Genomic DNA, 23,358 nt, shown 5'->3' with positions numbered 1-23,358 from the left:
GACGGGGATCGGTGACGTCGAGAATGGATCGCCATGCCCGTTCGATCACTGCGCATTCTGTGTATCAGCCCGAGGAGAAGTTGTGGATTCTAAACTGAATGCCTTTCTGGAGCGTGCCGACGCGGTGCTGGCGCGCATTGAGCCATTGTTGCCAGCCGTCCGCGAGCCGGTGGACTGGAATCACGCGTACGCCGCACGCTGGCAGCGAGAAGGCCGCACGGGGTATTTGCAGGCGCTGGACGTCAGCCTTGAAATGCGCCTGAGCGACTTGATCGGCATTGATAAGCAGCGCGATCAGTTGGGGCGCAACACCCAGCAATTCCTTGACGGTTTACCGGCCAACCATGCATTGCTCTGGGGCTCGCGCGGCACGGGCAAGTCTTCGCTGATCCGCGCTCTGCTGGCCGAATATGCCCCGCGGGGGTTGCGCCTGATTGAAATCGAACGCGATCACCTGGCGGATCTGCCGAGGGTGGTTGAAGCCCTCCAGGGGCTGGAGCAGCGTTTCGTCCTGTTTTGTGATGACTTGTCGTTTGAGGCGGGCGAGGGCGATTATCGGGTGCTCAAGAGCGTGCTGGACGGCTCGCTGGAGCAGGCACCGGAAAACGTCCTGTTGTACGCCACTTCAAACCGCCGCCACCTGGTGCCGGAGCAAGAAAGCGATAACGAACACTGGAAGCGCGTGGACGGTGAACTGCACCCCAGCGAAGCCGTGGAGGACAAGATCGCCTTGTCTGACCGCTTTGGTCTGTGGCTGTCGTTTTACCCGTTCACACAAGAACATTTTTTGAGCGTGGTTGAGCACTGGATCGGCGTATTGGCGACCAAAGCCGGTTTGCAGTGGCAACGTGATCAAGCGCTGGATATTTTGGCAGTGCGTTGGGCGACCGGGCGCGGCAACCGTAATGGTCGTTGCGCTTACCAGTTCGCGCGCTACTGGGTCGGATTGAAATTGCTGGAGCAAACCAATGATTGATTTGAACGCCACAGGCGCAGGCCTGGACGGTTACACCCTGTTAACGGCGCAGTTGGAATCGCTGCTGGCCGATGAACGTGACTTTATTGCCAATGCTGCGCAGTTTTCGGCGTTTTTGTTTCATCAACTGGACGACCTCAACTGGGCCGGTTTTTACCTCAACCGCAATGAAGAACTGGTGCTGGGGCCTTTTCAGGGCCAGATCGCCTGTGTTCGTATCCCGTTCGGACGGGGTGTTTGCGGAGAAGCCGCTGCCACCCGTCAGACTCAGCGGGTTGACGATGTGCATGCGTTCCCGGGCCACATTGCCTGCGACAGCGCGTCGAACAGTGAACTGGTCGTGCCGTTGATCAAGGACGGTCGCCTGATTGGCGTGCTAGACTTGGACAGTCCACGCATTGGCCGTTTCACCGAGCAGGATCAAGTCGGCATTGAAGCGCTGGCGGCGATCTTTTTGCGTTTGAGCGACTGCTAAGCAGCAAGCCCGGCCTTGCGCAACAACGCGTCGACATCCACCGCGTCGATCTGCGCGGGTTCAAGAAAGCGCCGGGCGTATTGCATGAAAATCTGTTCGTGGATAAACAGGGCGAACAGGTGCGGGTCGATATGAGCGTCGTGGCACATCGCTGCCATGATGCTCAGCGCTTCACTCAGTGTTTTGCCCTTTTTGTAGGGGCGATCCGAAGCGGTTAACGCTTCAAAGATATCGGCAATCGCCATCATCCGCGCCGCCAGGCTCATTTCTTCGCGCTTAAGCCGTTTCGGATACCCGGTGCCGTCCATTTTTTCGTGATGGCCGCCCGCAATCTCAGCGATGTTGCCCAGATAGCTGGGGAAGGGCAGGTGCTTGAGCATCAGAATGGTCTGCACAATATGGTTGTTGATGATGTAGCGCTCTTCGCGGGTCAGCGTCCCTCGGGTTGTACTCAGGTTGTACAGCTCGCCGCGATTGAATTTGTAGGCCGGGACATCCAGCTGAAAACCCCAGACGTTGTCGGGCTCAATCCGCTCGGAGTCGTTGCGCTCAAACAGGTGTTCCGGTTTGTCGGCCAACAAGGGTTCGGTCACGGGCAAAGGCTGTTCCTGACGCGTTGTCTGGCGTTTGTTTTCCTCCCATGAGACCCCCAGCCGGTCATCCAGTGTGCGCGTCCAGGTACGCAGGGCAATGGTTTGCAGGCGTTGCAGATCATCTTCGGCCATGGCCTCTCCCCCCAGATTGCAACGTGCGACGAAGGCAAAATCGTCATCCAGGGCGGCCAATACCGCTTCGCGGATCTGAGTCAGTTGCTGATCGTTGCCGCCCAGCGCCCGACCTTGCCAGTAATTGACCCATGCATCGCGCTTGAGCACTTCGAAGCGCGTGCGTACCTCATGAATGCGGTCGTACAGTGTTTCAAGTTTGGTGGCCTTATCCACCACGTATTCGGGGGTCGTCACTTTGCCGCAGTCATGCAGCCAGGACGCGATGTGCAGCGCCTCCCATTCTTCGTCGGTGGGGCGGTAATGCTCGAATTCGGGTGACTGACTGGAGGACGCGGCTTGCGCCAGCATTAGGGTCAGGGCAGGCACACGTTGACAGTGGCTCCCGGTATAAGGGCTTTTAGCGTCGATGGCGCCCGCCAGCAATTGAATGAAGGCGTCGAGCAACTGCTTTTGCCGTGCCTGTAACCGCTGACTCTCGATGGACACGGCTGCCACCCCGGACACCGCCTGGATGAAGGCGATCCGGTCAGGGCGCAGGTGTTCCCGGTCTTCAGTGGAGTCACTGTTGTTGAGCAGCAACACCAGAATGCCCACTGTTTCGCCGTGGCGGTTATGCAACCGAATGCCAAGCAGGTGCGCACTGTGGGTGTCTAGCGCTTGCAGCACAGGGTGCAGCATGCCCGCCTGTTCAAGGTTAAGCGAACACACCACGCTATCGCCCCCTTGGTGCAACGTGCGCAGCCAGTCAGGGTATTGGCGCGGGTCCGCGTTAATCGCTGCCTCCAGGAGGTTCACGTCCCGGGGCTGATCGCCAATGATCAAGCCTTTGAGGGAAAGCTCAGGCCCATCGTTGTCTATCAGGTAAATCAGCCCGGCCTGGGCTTGAGCGATTTTCATGGTTTCCAGTACGACCGATTGCAGCAACGGTTCAAACCGGGTGTGCGCCGACAGGCTCGCGGTGATTTCGAAAAAACTGGCCAGGGTTTCTTTCATGCGGCGCATGGAGGACGCCAGTTGATCAATCTCCAACACGGGTGAGTGCGCGCTGGCGGGGTAATTGAAGTCGAACCGGCGAATGGCTTCGGCTTCCTGCACCAGCCTGCGCAGGGGCTTGACCAGCACTCGGGACACCAGCCAACCCACGGGCAGGCATAACAACAGAATACCCAGCGTAACCAGGGCGCCTTGCCAGCGTAATCGCTACGCATCGGCCAGCAATTCGTCTTTGGGGACCATCAGCGCTAACTGCAGGCCATTAAGCCCACCATCCGTGACCCCGGCTCGCGACACAATCCATTGCCGTTGGTCCGCCGACAGCTCGGCCCCGGCATTACCGGGTTGGGCGATCAATGTGCTCAAGGCCGAACTGAGCTGATCGACTTTTGGCAGTTGAGTGGATTCAGGCGCCGCTACCAAACGGGAATAGTCAGGGTAGGCAATCGCAGTGTTGTCCTGATCGAACAAGGCTATTTCTGTGTGGGGCGTGACTTTGTGTCGGGCGAGTGTGGCGGACAATTGCGAGAGGGTCAGGTCGGCGCCGATGACGACTTTTGCGGAGCTGCGCCTGGACACCGTCGTACCCACCTCGCGGGTGGAGAAAAACAGATAGGGGCTGGTGGTGATTTCGTCGTGTATGCCCCTGGCGGGGATAAACCAGCTGCGCTGGCGCGGGTCGTATGACTCATCGGGTTTGTCACGCTGGCCAACCAGCGTCAGCGAGTCATCGTAGAAAAAATGCCGGGACAGGGGGGCGGCGTCCTGGCCTGAGCGTTGGATATTCCAGGCTTCGTAGGTGGCTGATGACGGGGCAGAGAGGCGGTCCTTCGCTGCTTGCGAGCGCAGGGGGCGGACCAGAAAGAAATTACCTTGCGCGTCCCCCAGATACAGCGCAGCCAGAGAAGGGTTGTCTTTTAGCGTCTGGACAAAGGGCTCCAACAACGCCATCCGGCTTTCTGAACCTTCGATGCCCGTAGTGGCATTCAGGGCAAGCAGCCGTAACGCATGTCGAATCGGTTGGTAAGTGTGTTGTAAATCTTGCTGAACATCCCGCTCGATTTGCTGAAACAGCTGTTGGCTGCTGTTGAGGATAATGCGCGTGGTTTGCAAATAATTGAAAACTCCCAGCGTTACGCCCAGCACGATCAGAAGCAGGGTAAACATCACACTGATGTGCACATGCAGCGGAAACTGACGCTTGCTGGCTGGCGCAGTTGTGGGCATGAAAGGGTCTCCGCTGTGAACAATGCTCAGGTCGCCTTAAGCATAGTAGGGCCGAATAATCGGCGCTTTTTTTGTGTTCACAGTGCGGAGCCGTTGATCAGTGGTTCAGTTTCTCAAGTTCTGCGAGCAGTGTTTGTTCCATCGACGTCATGGCGTGTACCACTTGGTTGCAGCATTCATCCACATTCGTCAGGTCGGCCTGCTCAAGTGCTTCGCATCGCGCAATCAAGTGCAGGGCACTGACAATTCGTGCTGCGCCTTTGATGCGGTGCGCCAGCTCTGAAAACGGCGGCAAACCGTCTTCGGCACGGAGTTTTTGAAGTTCCTCAAGGTCGGTGCGGTTACTGCGCAAGATCTCTTCGAGCAAGCGTTTGACTCGAACCGGATCCGAGCCGGACAGGGCGTAAAGGCTTTCTACGTTAAAGGCGACTTCGTTTGAAACCGGTTTGAGTTCGTTCAACCGCTTGCTGAGCAACGTCAGGCTTATGGGCTTGAACATGCAGTCGTCCATGCCGGCTTCCTGGCAATTAAGGCGTTCTTCAGGTTGTGCGTTGGCTGTAAAACCCAATATCACGCAAGGCGGGCGTTGTTCGACGTGTTCGATATGGCGAATGGCCCGGGTCAAGTCATAACCATTCATGACGGGCATATTGCAGTCCGCAATAACGACGTCAAATGCGCCCTGTTTCCAGAGTTCCAGCCCGGCAGCGCCGTGCTGCGCAGTCGTAAACATGTGCCCCAGGAACCCCAGTTGCTGGCACATCAGCAAGCGATTGGCCGGATGATCATCGACGACCAGTACGTTTAACGGGCGTGTGCTCTGGGCGACTTCGGGTTCTTTTTCCGCCTGCTCAAGGCACGGCGTCAACGAAGGAAGTTTCAGGGTGATGTGTACCTGCGTCCCCACGTTCGGCTGACTGCTGAGTGCCAGTGTGCCGCCCATCATTTCGCACAGGCTTCTGCAGATGACCAGGCCCAGCCCGGCACCTCCCAAGGCCAGTTGCCCGGTGTTTTCAACTTGGGAAAAAGGTCGGAACAAGCGGGCCTGATCGGCTTCGTTAATGCCAATGCCCGTGTCTTGGACGCTGAGTTGCAGTTCTACCTGGTCCGCAACCTCGGTTGGTCGCACATTCATTTGCAGCGTGACTTGTCCTCGTTCCGTGAATTTGATGGCATTGCTGATCAGGTTGGTCAGGATCTGTTTGAAGCGCAAAGGGTCGATCAGGACATCCGGGGCGTCGTGTTCGGGATTGAATAGGAGAGCCAGGGTCAGTTTCTTTTGCCGGGCCAGGCCGTCAAACACGCGAATGACTGCGTTGGCCAGCTCGCGCAAATTGACCCGCTCGGCGGAGAGGTTCAACCGACCGGATTCGATACGGGCGATGTCCAGAATGTCACCAATCAATTCCAGGAGGTCCTTGGCCGAGTTGTACGCCACCTCGATGGAGGGCCTGTCCAGTTGCCCCTTGTCGGCCCGTTTGAGGGTGAGTTCCAGCAAGCCGATTACGGCATTCATCGGAGTACGAATTTCGTGGCTCATCGTTGCCAGGAAGGTACTTTTAGCGCGGTTTGCTTCGTCGGCCCGCTCTTTGGCGGCCCGCAGTTCGTCCATCAACTGGCGACGGTCACTGATATCAATCCAGCCACCGATGACGCCCTGAACCTCGCCCAGAGAATCCCGGTAAGGCAGTATCCAGTGATAGATGGTGATGGCCTGATCGCCTACGTGCAGTTGACGGTCCATGATCAGTGGCGTGCCTTCTCGAATGACACGCAGATAATCTGACTGAAAGTCGTGAGCCTCGTGTTCATTGCTGATGGCGCGCCGGGTTTGTATGACCGTTTTGCCGATCACATCTTCGCGCTTGGCGGCAAAAGTCTTCAGGTAGCTGTCGTTGCAGGTTTTCAGTACGCCCTCGCGGTCGCGTACATAAATCGGGTGGGGGGTTTCATTGACCAGCGCACGCATGAATTCGAACTGGTCGTTGAGGGCGCGCTCGGCCCGCTTGCGTTGCTGGATCTGGCGACGCATGTAGGCGTTCCAGAGCAGTGACAGCAGCAACAGAAGCATGGTGCCAATGATGATTTGATAAATCAGCCGATGGTAATTGCGCCAGTAGCTGTCAGAGGCCGGGACATAACCGCGCCATCGACTGTTGATAATGCCCAGCTCATCAGGCGCAATGCTGAGCAGCGCTTTATCCAGAATGGAGCTCAGCTCGCTGGCATCACGGGCCGTCGCTAACGAGAACGTGGCTGGTTGGGTGCCAATGGTCGCGCTGATTTGTAACCGGTCCTGAAATAATTGAGACGCCAGCAGGTAGTTGGCAATGACCAGCGTGTTGACCGCCCCCTCAACTTTGCCTTCAGCCACGAGTTGTGTGGCCTGATAGATGTCATCTGTTTCAACCAGCGTAATGCCGGGGAATGCTTTACGAAGATAAGGGGTAAGTGGATTACCCAGCGTCAGTGCGAGACGTTTACCGGCCAGTTGTTCAAGATTTGAAGGGTGGTCGGGGCCTTTTTCAGTCACCAGTACAAATGAGTTTTCAAGATAGGGGCGGCTGAAGTTGAGCTGGCTCTCTCTGGACACCGAAGGACTGATCGCTGAAATGATGTCGGTTTCGTGATGCTGGATCATGTCAATCATGTTGCCCAGACTGCGGGTGCGCTGGATTTCGAAACGTAAGCCGGTTCGCAGTCGGATCATTTCCAGCAGATCTGCCGTAATGCCCCGAAAATTACCCTCCGCATCAAAAAAACTGAGGGGGGCCAGGGTTTCGTTGACCACGACTTTGACCGTGGGGTGTTTAGCCAGCCAGCGTTCCTCGCGCTCGGTCAATTGAAGTTTTTGGTCGGAGAGCAGGATGTCGCTGCCTGCGCTCCAGCGTTTGGCAATGCTTTCACGTTCGCTGTTGGGGATGGCCGCCAGCGCGGTATTGAGAATGTCCAGCAGCATGGGGTTGTCGCGGCGAACGGCAAAACTGAAACCATACGCTTCATGCTTGCTGAAGTTGGCCATTTTGATGTTCTTCAAATAGCCCTTGTTAATCATGTAGTGCGTTGAAATCGTATCCCCAAGAAATACGTCGGCCTGATCAAAGGCCACTGCATTTATTGCGTTCTGATAGGAAGGGTAGGACTGGACAATCGCCTTGGGATACAGCTTTTTGACATCCGCCAGTGGCAAATAGTGATAAACCATGCTCAGGCGCAGGCCTTGCAGACCTTGCGTCAGCGAACGATTTTCTCCTTCGCGGCTTACCAGCACAGGTTGGTCAACCGCGTAGGGAATGGACAGGACCAGGTCGGGGTTGGAGGCTTCGTAGCCATTTGAGGTGCCGAGCAAATCAATGGTGCCCTGCACGAGTGCATCAATCGCTTGTTCTCGGGTAGAGAAGCGTTGAACCCGGATAGAGACGTTGAGCGCCTTGGACAAAAGCCCTGTGTAATCGGCAGTAAGCCCTTCGTAATCCTGACCACTGGTGGTCATGTCAAAGGGCGGGTAGTCCGGCGATGAAATACCCACCCGCAATATGCGCTTTTCCTGCAACCAGGTACGTTGATTCTTATCGAGAAGCGCTTCCTGATAATAGATGCCCGAGCGGCTTAGCAATGAATAGTTGTCACGGCCGTTGGCCTGCACCAATACCGGCCAGCACAGAATGAAACCTGTGATCAGTGAAAGGAAGTGTATTAACCGCGTGGGCATCCTGTTTCTCACACTAAAGAATTGCGTTTGGCTAATTCGATAAGATCAACCAATGAATTCGCTTTTAGTTTTTGCATGAGTCTTTTCTTGTAAGTGCTCACGGTTTTGTTGCTTAGAAACATGCCTTTGGCTATTTCCTTGTTGGTCTTGCCCTGTGCAAATAACTGCAGAACCATCAGCTCCCGGTCGTTGACCGATTTGAATAATTCGATTTCTGAAGAATCCCCATCCTCGTGACGCTCGGGTGCCAGGGCCTGACTGGGGAAATAATTGTAGCCCGCGAAGACCGCTTTTATTGCACTGACAAGTTCACTCAGTTCTTCTTGTTTGCACACATACCCGGCAGCCCCGGATTGCATGCAGCGCATGGCAAAAAGGGTGGGGGATTGCGCTGTCAGGACCAGCGTTTTAAGGGTTGAGTTCATGGCGTTAAAGCGTGCAAGCACTTCCAGTCCGTCGAGTTTCGGGATGCTGATGTCGAGAATGATCAAATCGGGAACACACTCGCGCACCATTTGCATTGCATCCACGCCGTTGTCGGTTTCGCCGACTATTTCATACCCTTCATGTTCTAACAACATACGAATCGCGAGCCGGATAACCGGATGGTCGTCGACAATAAAGACGGTGGTCATAGTTAATTCCTGTTAAGCACGGTATAGAAAGCGCGCACCATAGCTCAGTTATAGGAGTGGGCACACGAACCCTTTGGCCTACAAACGTAGTATGGGAAAATTCCTACGCAAATTAAGGCGCGAGAGTACGGTTAGTTGAATAGGCGAAGAGCCGGTTGTTGAAGGGATTGGCTGTTTCTTGGCTTGAATGTTTGGGGTTTAAAGCAGTTGTTTAGTGCGATGAAGGAAAAGTACTACATGCTGTTGGGATATTTGGTTGTTGTGTTTATTTGTATTGTTTTAATTCTTTGGCGTTAAACGCCATTTTCTGACAGGGCTATACAGGGCTCATCCGTTATCGGGATGAGCCGTGTATAGAAAAGCAGGGGCTCAGACGGGGCTTGAGCGGCCGGTCATTTCTCGGGCCATTTCTGTGGCGTAGCTGTCGGTCATGCCGGCGATAAAGTCGATGATGCGCATGAATGAACGATGCAGTGGCCAGTGAGGGGCTGGCGCGTTATTACCCAGCAGATCGAGAATGCGACGGCTCTTGAAAGAGGGCGTACGCCCTTTGTGCTGCTCCAGGGCCGCCCCGCAAAAGGCATTCAGCAAGATCTCCAGCGTCGTGTAGGCGCCAATCTCATGCAGGGTTTTGCGTTTGTCCTGGAAGATCTTTTGCCGAGCCATGTTTTTGGCATCCAGCACGCAACGCTTTGCCGGGCCGTGCATGTGCTCGACCAAATCACCCGATAACGTGCCTTCAAGCAACGCATCCTGCTGCTCGACAAACGTGCGCGCCGCGGCATTGGTCAGGTGTTCGATGGCTTTGCCGCGCAAAATGGCGAGCTTGCGCCGCTCTGAGTCTTTGGGCCCGAGCTGTCGATAGGTTTGCGGTAAATCATCGCCTACCAGGCCCAGCAGCAAGGCTTCCACTTCGTGGTAGGCCAGCAAGTCCATTTCCAGACCGTCTTCCAGGTCAATCAAGGCGTAGCAGATATCGTCGGCTGCCTCCATCAGGTACACCAATGGATGGCGAGCCCAGCGCTCGTCTTCAAGTTGCGGGAGGCCCAGTTTCTGAGCGATCCCTTGAAGCAGGGGCAGCTCGCTCTGATAGCAGCCGAACTTGTGTTTTTTATAACCCAGCGAGTCGGCATGTCGTGCTGTCCACGGGTATTTGAGGAAGGTGCCCAGCGTGGCGTGGGTCAAGCGGGTGCCACCGTCGAACTGGTGATACTCCAGCTGCGTAAGCACCCTGAAGCCTTGTGCATTGCCTTCAAAGCTCAGGAAGTCCCGACGCTCGGCTTCACTCATGTCGTCCAGCCAGCCGCGGTCTGCGGCCTGTTGGAACCAGTTGCGAATCGCGTCTTCACCCGAGTGGCCGAACGGAGGATTGCCGATGTCATGGGCCAGGCAGGCCGATTGCACCACCATCCCTAGGTCGGCGGGGTCACACCAGTCGGGCAGGGCGCTGCGCAAGGTTTCGCCCACCCGCATGCCCAGGGAACGGCCCACGCAGCTGACTTCCAGGGAATGGGTCAGGCGTGTGTGAATGTGATCGTTGCTGGTGACGGGATGAACCTGCGTCTTGCGGCCCAAGCGTCGGAAGGCGCCCGAGAAAATGATGCGGTCATGATCTTTATGGAATGGGCTGCGCCCGAGTTCTTCAGGGCTGTGATGGGGTTTTCCGAGGCGTTCGCGATTAAGTAGGGTCTGCCAATCCAAGGCGCGGTGCTCCGTCAGTGAGTAGGGGTTCAGCTTCTCGCTTCACGCAGGAGGGTGCAAGGGGGATCAGGTTTCAGAATGAACAGACGCAGCGGGCAGGCGAGTGTTGCTTCGCTGCCCTCTGCGCCGATCATGTGGACACGTTCAAGGCTTGCGGGCTGTGCTCTGAATCACCAGTTTGATCAAGGGCAACAGACCTGTTGTCAGGCCGATCAGGCGAGACATGCGGCCGGTGCCCTTGGAGCGGGCGCCTTTGCCCGTCAGAAACCCGAGCAGCGTGACCGCCCCGACACCCCAAAGCGGAGCGTGCTTGATGCCCAGGCTTTCTTGCCAGTTGCTCGTCATCCCGCGCATTTTCTGCAAGGGCTGTAGCAGCTGCTGCGTTTCGTGGCGGATCTCCTGGCGGTGCATTTCCATCCGCAAGCGGATCAACACCTTGCGCATCTCGCGACGCGACGCTTTGGGCGGCATTTCAGGCAGGTTCATGGCAACAAACGCTCGCGGTCTTTGGCCAGCTCTTCAAGCGTGGCGTTGAAAGGAGAGGACTCATCGAACACGGCCGCTTTGAGTCGCAGGCCACAGTAGATGGCGGCCAGGGTGTAGAACACGCACAGCCCGATGATGCCGGCCAGACGATAGCTGTCCCAGACCAGAATCAGCACCAGTGCCGACAACCCGATCAGCAGCAACAACCCGAATACCAAGGCCAGCCCGGCAAACAGCAACAGGCTGACCGTACGGGCTTTCTGTTCTTGCAGCTCAATGCCCAGCAACTCGACATGGCTGTGCAACAGGCCGAGAAAGGCGGCACCCAGGCGCCGCGGTGAGGAACGAGGGGAGCCGGATTCGTCAGTCATATTCAGCGCCGCGTAGCCAGCAGACCAATCAGAAAGCCAACGCCCGCCGCGATACCGACCGATTGCCAAGGGTTGGCCTGCACGTAATCTTCAGTGGCCACCACCGCAGCCTGACCGCGTTCTTGCAGGGACTCCTTGGTTTCTTCAAGGGATTCACGGGCTTTGAGCAAGCTGTCCTTGATCTGTGCACGCAGTTCGTCTGCCTGATCCCCCGCCAGCGAGGCGGTGTGTTCCAGCAGGCGTTCGGTGTCGGCAACCAGTGTCTGGAAGTCAGCCATCAAAATCTCTTGAGCATTTTTTGCTGTAGTGCGGGCCATGATGATCTCCGTGAGTGGCTTCTTGATGGTTCAGAGTGTAGGCAGTGAATGAAGGTTCACTGAAATTCTCGTGTCGGGCAGGCCCTGGAGCCGTTACCCGTGCGTTGTGACAAAACCTTACCTTAAATTACTCGCCTTCGCGGTTGAAGCCTGGCGTTTCGCGCGCGTCGGCGTTTTCCAGGCACCCGTCCAGCAAGTGGTAACGGTTGTGCCGGACTTCGTCTACGCGGTGTCGAACGGCGCGTTCCGGGATGCCCAGCAGAATCAGCGCATGGGAGGCCAGCATCAGGCTCGACTCCAGCAATTCGGGCACCACTTCGGTTGCCCCGGCAGCCTTGAGCTCGACCAACAGGCTATCGTCGCGGGTGCGCACCAGTATCGGCACATCAATCGTGATCAGGCGCGCCTCTTTGAGCACGCACATGGCCACATCCGTGTCGTCGACCGCAATCACCAGCAGGCGCGCGCGGTCCAGGCCCACGGCGCGTAACAGGTCGCCGCGCCGGGCGTCGCCGTAATGCACGCAACTCTCGACCTTGGCGGCCTCCTGAATGCGTTCAGGATCATAGTCCAGCGCCACGAAATCATGGTGCTCACTGCGCAAGAACCGCCCGATGGACTGACCGACGCGACCATAGCCGCACATCACCACATGTCCGTGCAATTCGGCGTTCTGCGCCGCGATCTCTTCCAGCTCGGCTTCTTCGTACGACTTGCGATGCAAGCGTGCGGCAATTTGTGGCGCCGCGCGCAGCAGCAAAGGCGTCAGCAGCATGGAGCAGAACGTGGCGGCCAGCAGGTAACTGGCCATTTCGGGCGGGATCAAGGCATTGCTTTGCATTTGCGCCATCAGCGCGAAACAAAATTCGCCGCCTTGTGCCAGCGCCAGGCCGCTGCGCCACGCGGTCTCGCCCTCGCTGCCGCGCAGCTTGACCAACAGCGCCACAACGCCGCCCTTGATTAACAGCAAGGCCAGGGTCAGGCCCAGGATCAGAAAACCGTCGTGCACGAACAGTTGAAGGTCGATGAGCATGCCGATGCTGACGAAGAACAGCCCCAGCAAGATGTCGCGAAACGGGCGGATGTCGGCTTCGATCTGATGGCGGTAATGGCTTTCCCCCAACAGCATCCCGGCCAGGAATGCCCCGAGGGCAGGCGATAGGCCCAACAAGTGCGTGAGCCAAGCGGTCAGCAGCACAATGACCAGCGCCAGCAGCACAAAAAGCTCCGCCGAGCGCGAGGCTGCCACTTCATGGAACAGGCGCGGCAGCAGAAAACGGCTGGCCAGTAACAGGCCCACGAACAGAATCACGGTTTTGCCCAGCGTGATGGGCAGTGCCCAGTACCAGGCCTGATCGCTGCTCCCGGCAAATACCGGCACCAGCGTCAGCAACAGCACCGCGACCACGTCTTGAAACAACAAGACGCCAATGGCGTTCTGCCCATGGCGGCTGAAGATTTCACCCAGGCTGGTGAGCTCCTTGCTGACAATGGCCGTGGACGACAGGGCGAGCCCGGCGCCCAGCAAAAACGCGGCGTTCAGGCTCATGCCAAATGCATACAACAGCGCCCCTAGCACCAGCGAGGTGCACAGCACCTGCAAGCTGCCCAACCCGAACACCACCTTGCGCAGCGCCAGCATCTTGGGCAACGAAAACTCCAGCCCCAAGGAAAACAGCAGGAACACCACCCCCAGCTCGGCCAGGTCGGGCAGGTTCGGGCTGTCGTTGATCCAGTCCAGCGCGGTAGGCCCGACAAACAGGCCCACGCACAAATAGCCCAGTACCGGCGGCAGTTTCAATCGCCTGAAAAAGGCGATCACCACCAGCGAAGAGGCGAGGATGATCAGTAAATTGGCAAACACAAAAGTCTTCCCTGTCAGTTCAAATAAAAAAAGTCGCGAGCATCCGGCAAACAGAAGGGGCCGGCGCTGATGTGCATCATTGTTTGACGGCAAAATTCCAAAATGACGGTCCTTCGCTATGCTCAGAACCAGCTGCTTAATTGGATGCAAGACAAGCGTAGTCGTCAGGAGCGTTATGGAGCGTCTGTATTCCCTGCAAGGCTTGAGAGGCGCCGCCGTTCTGGGGGTGGTGTTATTTCACATGGCGTCGGTGGAGGCGAAGTATTCCGGTGGCGATCTGTTATTGCCAGCGCTGGTGAATTTTTTTCAGCTGGGGGTCGACCTTTTTTTCGTCATCAGCGGCTTTGTCATGGTCATCGTGACCCGAGGGCGCTTTCAAAACGCCGTGCAAACCCGGCGCTTTGTGTTCAATCGACTGTCGCGCATCTACCCCAACTACTGGTTGTACTTCTTCATTACGCTCGGCGTAACCCTGGCGATGCCGGGGGTGGTGAACACCTCACACGGCAGTTCGAACCTGCTGATGTCGTTTTTGCTGTTGCCCAACGACCGCGTGTTGCTGGTCATGGTGGCCTGGTCGCTGGTGTTTGAGCTGTGGTTTTACCTGGTCTTCACCGGGCTGTTGTTTTTCAGGGAAAAACACCTGCCGGTGTTGCTCGCGCTATGGGCGATCGGGCTGGTTGCCTTCAACGGGCTGGCCAATTGGCAAGACTTCAATCCGGCATTGAAAATCATGCTTCACCCCTATGCGCTGGAGTTCATTGCGGGCAGCGCACTGGCGTTATTTTTTTACAGCAAGCACAGCGCCAAGGTCCCGACCGCTTGGGTGTGGACGACGTTGCTGATCGCACTGCTGGCGGGTTTCCCGCTGATTTACGGGTACAAGCTGTTCTTTGCCGAAGGGCTGGTGCGCATGCTGTCAGTAGGGCTGGTGTTCGGCGCCGTCGTGGGCTCGCTGGCGCTGCTGGAACGCCGCAAGTTGATTCGCGTGCCCGCGTTTCTGGTTTTTACCGGCGATATGTCCTACACCATTTACCTGTCGCATTTGTTGGTGTTGGGGGTGATCGGTCATCTTTGGCAGCGGGTCGGGGCGTGGCCTGACAGTCCGTGGGACAACGCGCTGTTTCTGCTGCTCATGATGGCCGCCGTGCTGTGTTACGGGGCGCTGGCCTATCGTTTCTTCGAGAAACCGGTACTGGATTGGGCCACAGCCTATTGTGCTCGCACGTTCGCCGTCAGCCCCCGGCGCCCGCAGACCGACTCGGCCAAGTGACTGGCGGCGCCGGATTCGGGTCGACGACAAAGGGTGAGGCTCCTAGAATGAACGCCTATTTTTCTCAGGTCGTGAATTATGCCTTCCGAATGTCAACTGTTCGGCACGCTGGGTTGTCATCTGTGTGAACTCGCTGAAGCAGAAGTCATGCCGCTGGTCGAACACGGTTTACTGGTCGAACTGATCGATATTGCCGACAGCGAGGCACTGTTTGAAGCCTACGGGTTGCGCATTCCTGTCCTGCGTCGCGTGGACACGGGCGCCGAGTTGGGTTGGCCATTCGATACCGAACAGATTGTGGCGTTTCTGCGGTAGGTCGACGTCCAACCGCTGATGCACCGCCCCATGCTGATCGAATGGCTCGGCATGGCGCAGCGCAGCAGGGGTTCACGCCGCTGTGTCAGGCCCTATAGATGAACCCGGTCGGCACGTCGCTGAGCGGGGCAACTTGAACCCCGCCCAGGAACGTCAACAACTTGCCTTCCTGTTTGGCTGTCTTCAGCGCCATGGAAAGCGGCGACAGAGGATTGCGCCGGATACAGTCGTCGACCGATTCCGTCAGCGGTTTGGCCAGTGAAATCTGTGGCGTGTCAACACGGTGTAGTTGCAGATAGTTCATGGTGCCAGCGCCTTTTCGGCGGAACACCACTTCAGTCGCGCTCGTGACATCTGGATAAATGTCAAACCCAAGGCGCTCCAGCAGGGCCTTCATCATTTTGTTGAGCCCCAAAGGTTCAGTCAGCAACAGGCGTTCACTGGGGAGCAGGATCAGGTCTAACTGGTTGAAAAAATCCTTGCGCGTCAATTGGCTCAGTGTGAACGTTTTGTTACCGATGCCTGTTCCCTGTGCCAACAGCGCGAGTGGGTCACCCAGGTGAATGTTGTCGGGCACCGCTTGTCCTGCTCGCCACCCGTGCAAGGTGTTGTTGATGTTTCTCATGCGGGCAGGTGTCAAGTCCGGGCTTGAAGCATCGGCCATACGATAGAGTTTTTTGGCCAGTGCACTGCGTGATGCAGGTGTTAATGCAGGTAGAAGGGAGCCGACAAACTGGGCGAGGGACTTGTGGAAAAATGGCGGGAATACAGTCCATGCTCCGTCAGTGAAGACGGCCATCCGGGGCTGTAAAAAGGGACTTTCATGGATGCGCAAGCCTAATTGCTCGTAGCTATTACATGGCTTGTCCGGGTATTTGATAAATACACGATTGCCTTGGGCGAGGTTGCCTTGCGGCAATATTTCGTAATAGAGCCCGTCTATGTCGATGACCCGATGAGTGCCCAGCGCGTCGGTAACTTTTGAAATGGGTGGATTGATGCTCTCCGGTTTTAATTGAGCCTCATTAAACGTTTTGCCCCAGCGCTTCCAGCTTGTGCTGTTTAGAGGCTCAACGACTGCCGTGGTGGTTGAGAATACGGGCTGTTTGGTTTTTTTTACCGGTAAATCCTCTGACGCAGCGGGCAGGGTGCGTTTGTTGCTCAAGCGCACGTTGGCACCGGAACTTGCAGCCCGCGCCCGTGCGGCGGCTTCACCCAGACCCGGTTTGAGGTACTGTCGTGACCAGATGGGAAACTCGTGATGTTTGACCAAGTATTCCGCCAGATCCAGCTCCAGGCGACTTTGGTTGGCGTGCGGAAAATCAAATTGGTCCAGTAATTTTCGGGCTTCTCTGAAACTGAAGTTCGGAAATGCGACCCTCACGCGAAAGGGTGCCAGAGTCGATTTCATACCGCCGCGCAAACCCGCCTGCGGATGTTCGATGCGCCATACGCCTGCACTGTCGCGTGCAATAGGCGAGCGATACCAGGCTTGCGGATTACGCATATCCATCACGCGCCATGTGCTCAAGTGCGAATCGTATATAACTTGAAACCAGTGCTGCTCTTGATGAATGAAAAACTGCGAAGTCTCACTGCGTGAAATTATTTTTTCATAGACACCCTGGTAGATCCCGTCGGTGCGCAAGGTCAGGTCGGACACGCTTTGGGTGAAACGCCATTTCGAATCAAGCGCCGGAGCGGGTGTTGCAACTGTCTTCGAGGCCCTGACGATGCCCACACCAATATCGATACCAGCGTCCACCCAGTGCGAAATCATGCCCACCCAATGGCCGATGGCTTCACGCTGGCTGTCGCGCTTGAGCGCGTCGATGAAATTCCACAGCGACATCAAACTGCGTCCCAGCGCAATGGGCGCGGTCACTTTGAGCGGCAACACTGCGGTCACGACATCCACTGTTGTTTCAATGCTGTTCCAAACAGTGAGCTGGTTCACTTCGGAGGTTGAATTGCTCAGTGCATCTGCATTGGCTAATGCGTGGCGAGCTTCTGCAAGGCACGCCTGTTCGATAAAGTTTCCAGTAACGGGTAACAGTTTCGCATCCGGTGCCCTCAACCCTTTGTTGAGTAGTCGGCGCACACGATCCTGATGACTGTGGCTGACGCGCGAAACGAAATAGTCGTTCAACTGCGGGTTGGTCAGAAATTTTTTAGCCAGATGCTGACGGCTTACGTACTCACGGAAACGCTTGCCGTCCGGGGCTGACGGGGTGTAAACCACGAGAGATTGGACGGCAAAATGCGGGTGAGGCGCAAGAAGGTCGAGCATCAGTGCAGGATCTTCTCTTTCCACATCCGGTGGCGTGCCAAAGATCAACACACCGCGCACGGTGGCTTCACTGATCAACAGTTGAAAAACTTTAATCGTATGCCCTTCCACCACTGCCGGGATCGACGGTGAAGAGGCTTCATTGAATGCCGCTTCAACCCATCGATAACCCCGAGCCAGCCGATCAGGGAAGAAGTCCCCGGTTATTTTGGCCTCCAGGGCATCCACACGCAGTTGCGCAAGCATCAGTTGCATGGCGGACTCTCGTCGCGCTACAGCTTTTGGAGAGTCGATGAGTGTGTCTTTGAGGAAAGCTTCATAGTTATCGCCAATATTGACGGTTCGAATGATGGTTTTTATCTGCCCTGCCGTCAGTGGTGACGATGATGTGTCGTCGCTGGTAAGGCTTGTCACGCGGGCCGTCAGTGCATAGTCAATATCAAATTTACTGACATTCTCCAACGCCAGTTCAGTCATGGTTCGGGTGGTACTGGCCAGTTGGATAGTCGGCCCGGTGCGTGAAAGACTGTTGGCGGCGGTGTAGGACGAGGGCGCCCAGCCCGTCAACGGGATAACAGGCCCCGATCCTCGCTCGGCGGCAGTGACCGTAATCAGGAGGGTATCCGGGTCAACGTTCAATCCATATTCGACCTGGATATGCTGGCGTATTTGTTCACGTGCATAACGCAGCAGGAACGGTCGGTCGCCAAATTGAGCTGGAGAGGGCGCGCCATTTTCATTGGCGATCAGGCTCATCAATTGATAGTGCTCAGACGCATCAAGCCAGGCCTGGCGGTCAACGCTCGTGGCTTTAAGCAGCCAGTCGCGTGCCGTTTTGGCAATACGTTTGACAGATCGCGCATTGAGGGCATTGGCCTGTTTGAAGCGGTGCGCATAATCGACGGCATGCGCCAGCCCTTCTTTAATGGCTTGCGTGGAGTGGTTAGCCGAATTGAGCAGCAGATGAATGATGTTCTGCTCACGCTGGTCGTCATGCGCAGTCAATACATGCTCAAACAGTGAGACCTGAATTTCACTGAATAGCACCTCAAGCGATGAGGTCACGCCTTTATCCCACGTCTCGATGCGGTTTAGATCCTGCGTTGAAAGCAGCTCAAGCATCGATTCGAACTCCGAAGGGCTGCGCCAGCGTCGTTCAATTTCAGTGTGCAATGCCTGTAACGATTCAAAACCCTCCAAGCCACCTGAGGGTGTGTACAGCACCGCCTTGCCTGCATCGGCAGTCGAACGGATGTGCACCGCAGCTGTTTTTTCCGGAATCGAATACGCGCCCTGTTCGTTGTCCGCGCCGGTGCCATCACGGGCCGTGATGACAAATGCACCGGTCAAATTAGCCTGATCAGGTTCATCAGGTGTTTTTAGCGCCAAGGCGTAGACGGCCGGGCGCGAGAAAGCAGTCAGCGCTGCGCGGGCCGCGAGGGTTGGGTAGCGCACCACCTGATTGACCAGCACGATGTGCTCAGGCGTCAGTGTGCTGTCGAAAGACAGCAATTGAGACTCGGCCTCCAGCAATGCGCTGAGCTTGTCCAGCAACCAGGCCTTTCTGGAAAGGGCACCGGTGAGCGGGGTCCGGGATTGCCAGAACTCGGTTGTCTGTTGCGAAAAATAGCTGCGCACGTGCTGGCGAGTGTCCGCGACAAAGGTTTCAAAAAGGCCTGCATCAAGACCTGTGGCAGGCTCGGCGTTAATCATGCCCACAGTGGTCCGGTTTTGCGGGTAATGGGGGTAAATCCCCGTCCGAAAGGTATCCAGTACCGTATCCATGACGCTCAGGGGTTGCGAGCTATCTGCGGTCGAAACCGGATGGGTGGGTTTGATCTCAACCAGCAGGTGCTCAGGATTCAGCCTGCCTGACGCGTCAGGAAAACGGGTTTTCAATTGGTTTTGCAGGACTGATTCAAGGGTAGGTTGATCCGCCAATACCGTTTGAATTGCTGTATCCAGCTCGGTCCAGGTCTGGATGAGTTGCTTTTCGGCATCGGGGCTTGCCATTACCAGTTCGGCGCTCAAGGCATCCGATAGATGAAACACATCACTCATAGAGATAACTCACCAATAGTCAGGTAGTGCGGCCCTGGCTTGAGTCCAGCCAAGCGCCGGTAAGCGATTAAGAGGTGAGCAGTGTGTACCGGTGTGTGCGCGCAAAATGGCTACATATATAGGGCAACAGACGATTGATGGTTCCTTGGGCTGGGACTGTGGGCGATAATCCCCGGCTGCATTTCACTGCCGAGTTCACTATGTCGCCCCCCGCGTTCAATGCCGCCGAGCACCAAGCCAGCACCCTGTATCTGCCGCCGGGCGAATGGTCGACCGTGCTGGATTGTTTGTGTGATCACTTTCGTGCGATCAGCCGTGAGCAGTGGCTGGACCGCATGGCCCGTGGGCGGGTGCTGGATGCCAACGGTCGGCCTGTGGATGGGCAACTGGCGTATAAGGAAGGCCTGCGGATTCACTATTTTCGTGAAGTGCCCAACGAAACGCCGATCCCTGTGCAAGAGACCATCCTCTATGCCGATGAGCATCTGGTCGTGGCCGACAAACCGCACTTTTTGCCTGTCACCCCGGCAGGTGAATACGTCGAGCAAACCTTGCTGCGGCGGCTGATTCGCACCTTGGGCAATCCGAATCTGGTGCCCTTGCACCGCATTGACCGGCACACCGCCGGGCTGGTGCTGTTCTCGGCCAATCCGGCGAGTCGCTCGGCGTATCAGTCGCTGTTTCCGACACGCAAAATCGACAAACACTACGAAGCCATTGCGCCAGCGTTGCCGGATCTGCCGCTCCCCCGCGTGCATAAAAGTCGTTTGATCGAGGGCGAACCGTTCTTCCGCATGCAGGAAGGACCGGGTTTGAGCAACACCGAGACCCACGTCAGTGTGATCGAGAAAAATGGCGACCTGTGGCGTTACGGGTTATCGCCGGTGACCGGCAAGAAGCATCAATTGCGCGTACACATGGCGGCGCTGGGGGCCGGGATTTGCAACGACCCGTTTTACCCGCAGGTGATCAAGGATGCGGTGGATGACTACGCCAATCCGTTGAAACTGCTGGCCAAAACGTTGCGTTTTATCGATCCGGTGACAGGCCAGGCGCGTTATTTCGAGAGCCGGATCAAGCTGGACTGGTAGGCAACACACAACCGACGGCGAGCCAGAAACAACAAAACCCGCACCAGGCGGGTTTTGTTTTAACGCATGAAACTTACAGCTCTTTAACGGTACGCACCTGATCTTTGTTGATGCGGGTTTCTTTACCGTCCAATTGTTTGAACTGGTAGAAGCCCGAATCTTCATCGTACTTAGGCGTGTCGGTTGCCTGGATTTCACGACCGTCGTTGAGCGTGATCACGGTTGGCGAAGCACAGCCAGCAAGGGCGGCCAGGCCAGCAGTGAGCATGAGAGCGGCGAGAGTCCGATGAGTCATGGTGTTTCTCCAACAAATGAATGTGCTTTATAGGTAACTGACCCTGAGACGTATACATCGTCTGCAAGTTCCCTGACGAGTGGCGCAAGGATAGCTATTGCGTTTATTTGAGTAAATCCGGGGTATTAACGTTGAGCAGCCGCGGATCATTGTCGGCGCATTTGCAGGCCTGTGCATTGAGCTCAAGCATGATTTTGCGCGGGCTGCGCTCGCCGTTTTCCCAGGCCGTATCAAACACGCCGCGGTGTTGCACGGGGATCACGCAGAGCAACGGCTCCCAGTGTTCGCCCTGACGCACCATGACCGGTCGGGCAGGGTGCTGAGCGGCGGTGTCGAGCAACCGGGCGATCAGTGCGGCGTCGATCTGCGGTACGTCACAAGGCAGCACCAGCAAATGGGTATGCCGTGCGGCCGCCAGCCCGGCGCGGATACCGGCCAATGGCCCCTCGAAGTCGTCGTTGCCATCGCTGACCCATTGATCGGCCAAGGCCGCGTAACGCTCGCGGTTGCGGTTACAGGAAATAATCAGGTCATCGGTGAAAGGCCGTACCACGTTCACGGCATGGGTAATCAGCGGCTGACCCTGCCACTGCACCAGCCCTTTATCGTGCCCGCCCATGCGCTGGCCGCGTCCGCCCGCCAGTAACAGGATGGAGCAGGGGAACCGGTTCATGAATTGACTCCGCGCAGTCAGGCAAAAGAAGGGCTGTGATATAACACCGGGCTGTTCTTCCTACAACTGGACCTCGTCTATGAAAGCCAAGGTTGATGCGCCTTTCGTACCTTTGAACATCGCTGTTCTGACCGTCAGCGATACCCGCACCCTCGACACCGACACCTCGGGTCAGGTGTTTGTCGACCGCCTGACTGACGCGGGCCATCGATTGGCGGCGCGCGTGTTACTCAAGGATGACCTGTACAAAATCCGCGCTCAGGTTGCGCAGTGGATTGCCGAGGATGACGTGCAGGTGGTGCTGATGACCGGCGGCACCGGTTTCACGGCCCGCGACAGCACGCCCGAGGCCGTGAGCTGCCTGCTGGACAAACAGGTGGACGGTTTTGGTGAGTTGTTCCGGCAGATTTCCGTGGCCGACATCGGCACCTCGACCGTGCAATCGCGCGCCCTGGCCGGTCTGGCCAACGGCACGCTGGTGTGCTGCCTGCCGGGTTCGACCAATGCCGTGCGCACGGGCTGGGACGGGATTCTGGCCGAGCAACTGGACGCCCGTCATCGCCCCTGCAATTTTGTGGCGCACCTGAAGCAGGCAGCGGCCTGTGAAACCCGTGGGTAAGCCGGGCCGCACCGGTGAATTGATGCCGGTTGAAGTGGCCCTTGCGCGCCTGCTGGCGCTGGCCGAAGCCGCGCCGATCCGCGACACCGAGACCTTGCCACTGGCCGCCTGCGAGGGGCGGGTATTGGCGCAGGATCTGGTCTCCACCCTGGATCTGCCGCCCTGGCCGAACAGCGCCATGGACGGTTACGCACTGCACCTTGCTGACTGGACGGGTGAGCCGTTGCCCGTCAGCCAGCGCATTTTTGCCGGGCAGGCGCCCGAGGCGCTGGCACGCGGCACCTGTGCGCGGATCTTCACTGGGGCCCCGGTGCCTGCCGGGGCGGATTGCGTCGAAATGCAGGAAAACGCGCAGGTGCAGGCTGATGGGCGGGTGGTGTTCACTCAGTCGCTGCGCGTCCAGCAGAACATTCGTCCACAAGGGCAGGAAACCACGGTCGGTGAGGTGGTATTGGCCGCAGGTACGCGCCTGGGGCCGATTGAGCAAGGGCTGGCCGCGTCGCTGGGCTGCGCCACGCTTGAAGTGATTCGGCGGGTCCACGTGGCCGTGTTGTCCACCGGGGATGAACTGATTGAGCCGGGGCAGCCCTTGGGGCCGGGCCAGATCTACAACAGCAACCGCGTGTTGCTGTGCAGTTGGCTGACCCGTCTGGGGTGTGAGGTGCTGGATGCGGGCATCTTGCCGGATGATTTGCCGGCCACCCGCCAACGCCTGGTTGAATTGGGCGATGTGGATTTGATTCTGTCCACGGGCGGGGTGTCCGTCGGTGAAGCTGACTTCCTGGGGATTGCCCTGCGTGAAGACGGTGAGCTGGCGTTGTGGAAGCTGGCGATCAAACCCGGTAAACCGCTGACGTGCGGGCATTACCGTGGCGTGCCGGTCATCGGTTTGCCGGGTAACCCGGCCTCGACGCTGGTGACCTTTGCGTTGCTGGCGCGGCCGTACCTGCTGCGCCGTCAAGGTGTGCAGGCGGTCGAACCGCTGACCTTTCAGGTGCCGGCCGGGTTCGTCTGGGCCAAGCCGGGCAATCGTCGCGAGTACTTGCGCGGGCGACTGGAACAGGGCCGTGCGGTTATCTACAAGAACCAAAGCTCGGGCGTGCTGCGCAGCGCGGCGTGGGCCGAAGGGCTGGTGGAAGTGCGCGAGGGCAGTACCCTGGCGCAGGGCGATGAAGTGGGTTTCATCCCGTTGAGCGAAGTGCTGGGCTAACGCCGCGCAGCTGCTGACGCACCACGCGATGGCTGCCAGTGACGCA

The 23,358-nt window shown here is 57.3% G+C and carries 17 protein-coding genes and 1 pseudogene; 7 read left to right on the top strand and 11 right to left on the bottom strand.

The annotated features are described in order from the left end of the window. Positions 1-82: 82 nt before the first annotated feature. Complete coding sequence (locus TU74_RS14740) at positions 83-976, top strand: ATP-binding protein (protein ID WP_048376936.1); 894 nt, start codon at positions 83-85, stop codon at positions 974-976. After that, on the top strand, positions 969-1,451 hold the full coding sequence (locus TU74_RS14735) for a GAF domain-containing protein (protein ID WP_047275604.1): 483 nt from the start codon (positions 969-971) through the stop codon (positions 1,449-1,451). Before TU74_RS14740 ends, TU74_RS14735 begins: the two co-directional genes overlap by 8 nt. Here the strand turns inward: TU74_RS14735 and TU74_RS14730 are convergent. The 8 genes and pseudogenes from TU74_RS14730 to TU74_RS14695 all read right to left on the bottom strand — a co-directional run bounded on the left by TU74_RS14730 (position 1,448) and on the right by TU74_RS14695 (position 13,485). Further along, positions 1,448-4,399, bottom strand: a pseudogene (locus tag TU74_RS14730) (HD domain-containing phosphohydrolase). The gene TU74_RS14735 and the pseudogene TU74_RS14730 sit on opposite strands and share 4 nt — an antisense overlap. A gap of 97 nt (positions 4,400-4,496) precedes the next feature. Further along, positions 4,497-8,111, bottom strand: coding sequence for a transporter substrate-binding domain-containing protein (locus TU74_RS14725; RefSeq protein WP_048376935.1), 3,615 nt, complete (start codon positions 8,109-8,111; stop codon positions 4,497-4,499). A gap of 8 nt (positions 8,112-8,119) precedes the next feature. Further along, entirely contained in the window at positions 8,120-8,746 is a 627-nt protein-coding gene (locus TU74_RS14720; protein WP_047273956.1) for a response regulator transcription factor, read from the bottom strand. 369 nt (positions 8,747-9,115) lie between these two features. Then, positions 9,116-10,447 (bottom strand): deoxyguanosinetriphosphate triphosphohydrolase, encoded by a 1,332-nt coding sequence (locus tag TU74_RS14715; protein ID WP_047273958.1) that lies wholly within the window; start codon positions 10,445-10,447, stop codon positions 9,116-9,118. A gap of 144 nt (positions 10,448-10,591) precedes the next feature. Further along, on the bottom strand, positions 10,592-10,933 hold the full coding sequence (locus TU74_RS14710; protein ID WP_047273960.1) for a hypothetical protein: 342 nt from the start codon (positions 10,931-10,933) through the stop codon (positions 10,592-10,594). Then, complete coding sequence (locus TU74_RS14705) at positions 10,930-11,304, bottom strand: phage holin family protein (RefSeq protein ID WP_047273962.1); 375 nt, start codon at positions 11,302-11,304, stop codon at positions 10,930-10,932. Before TU74_RS14705 ends, TU74_RS14710 begins: the two co-directional genes overlap by 4 nt. Positions 11,305-11,306: 2 nt before the next feature. After that, positions 11,307-11,621 (bottom strand): ElaB/YgaM/YqjD family protein, encoded by a 315-nt coding sequence (locus TU74_RS14700; RefSeq protein WP_047273963.1) that lies wholly within the window; start codon positions 11,619-11,621, stop codon positions 11,307-11,309. Between the two features lie 127 nt (positions 11,622-11,748). Continuing rightward, positions 11,749-13,485, bottom strand: coding sequence for a cation:proton antiporter (locus tag TU74_RS14695; protein WP_047293031.1), 1,737 nt, complete (start codon positions 13,483-13,485; stop codon positions 11,749-11,751). A 175-nt stretch (positions 13,486-13,660) separates the two neighbouring features. Here TU74_RS14695 and TU74_RS14690 point away from each other — a divergent pair, with 175 nt between their 5' ends. Both TU74_RS14690 and TU74_RS14685 read left to right on the top strand, forming a co-directional pair. Next, the gene (locus tag TU74_RS14690; RefSeq protein ID WP_047293033.1) at positions 13,661-14,758 is read left to right on the top strand and encodes an acyltransferase family protein; all 1,098 of its coding nucleotides are present in this window, start codon (positions 13,661-13,663) and stop codon (positions 14,756-14,758) included. A gap of 78 nt (positions 14,759-14,836) precedes the next feature. Next, a complete protein-coding gene (locus TU74_RS14685; RefSeq protein WP_047293035.1) occupies positions 14,837-15,073 on the top strand; it encodes a glutaredoxin family protein in 237 nt (78 codons plus the stop codon). 85 nt (positions 15,074-15,158) lie between these two features. On the opposite strand, the gene TU74_RS14680 is transcribed toward TU74_RS14685, so the two are convergent. Continuing rightward, positions 15,159-19,424 (bottom strand): dermonecrotic toxin domain-containing protein, encoded by a 4,266-nt coding sequence (locus tag TU74_RS14680; RefSeq protein WP_048376934.1) that lies wholly within the window; start codon positions 19,422-19,424, stop codon positions 15,159-15,161. A gap of 200 nt (positions 19,425-19,624) precedes the next feature. Between TU74_RS14680 and TU74_RS14675 the strand changes: the two genes are divergently transcribed. Continuing rightward, the gene (locus TU74_RS14675; protein WP_048376933.1) at positions 19,625-20,515 is read left to right on the top strand and encodes an RluA family pseudouridine synthase; all 891 of its coding nucleotides are present in this window, start codon (positions 19,625-19,627) and stop codon (positions 20,513-20,515) included. A gap of 73 nt (positions 20,516-20,588) precedes the next feature. On the opposite strand, the gene TU74_RS14670 is transcribed toward TU74_RS14675, so the two are convergent. Together TU74_RS14670 and mobA are read right to left on the bottom strand one after the other, a co-directional pair. Then, positions 20,589-20,810, bottom strand: coding sequence for a YgdI/YgdR family lipoprotein (locus tag TU74_RS14670; RefSeq protein ID WP_047273975.1), 222 nt, complete (start codon positions 20,808-20,810; stop codon positions 20,589-20,591). 103 nt (positions 20,811-20,913) lie between these two features. Continuing rightward, positions 20,914-21,483: a molybdenum cofactor guanylyltransferase MobA gene (mobA, locus tag TU74_RS14665; protein ID WP_048376932.1), complete on the bottom strand. Its 570-nt coding sequence runs from the start codon at positions 21,481-21,483 to the stop codon at positions 20,914-20,916. A gap of 79 nt (positions 21,484-21,562) precedes the next feature. Between mobA and moaB the strand changes: the two genes are divergently transcribed. Beyond that, on the top strand, positions 21,563-22,102 hold the full coding sequence (moaB, locus tag TU74_RS14660; RefSeq protein ID WP_047273979.1) for a molybdenum cofactor biosynthesis protein B: 540 nt from the start codon (positions 21,563-21,565) through the stop codon (positions 22,100-22,102). Next, entirely contained in the window at positions 22,086-23,312 is a 1,227-nt protein-coding gene (locus TU74_RS14655) for a molybdopterin molybdotransferase MoeA (RefSeq protein ID WP_048376931.1), read from the top strand. The genes moaB and TU74_RS14655 overlap by 17 nt, the downstream gene beginning before the upstream one ends. Positions 23,313-23,358 lie beyond the last annotated feature (46 nt).

This window comes from Pseudomonas lundensis (genome assembly GCF_001042985.1).
Taxonomy (GTDB): Bacteria; Pseudomonadota; Gammaproteobacteria; order Pseudomonadales; family Pseudomonadaceae; genus Aquipseudomonas; species Aquipseudomonas lundensis.
The sequence above is the reverse complement of the archived record's forward strand: the minus strand, read 5'-3'. Positions and strand labels throughout refer to the sequence as shown.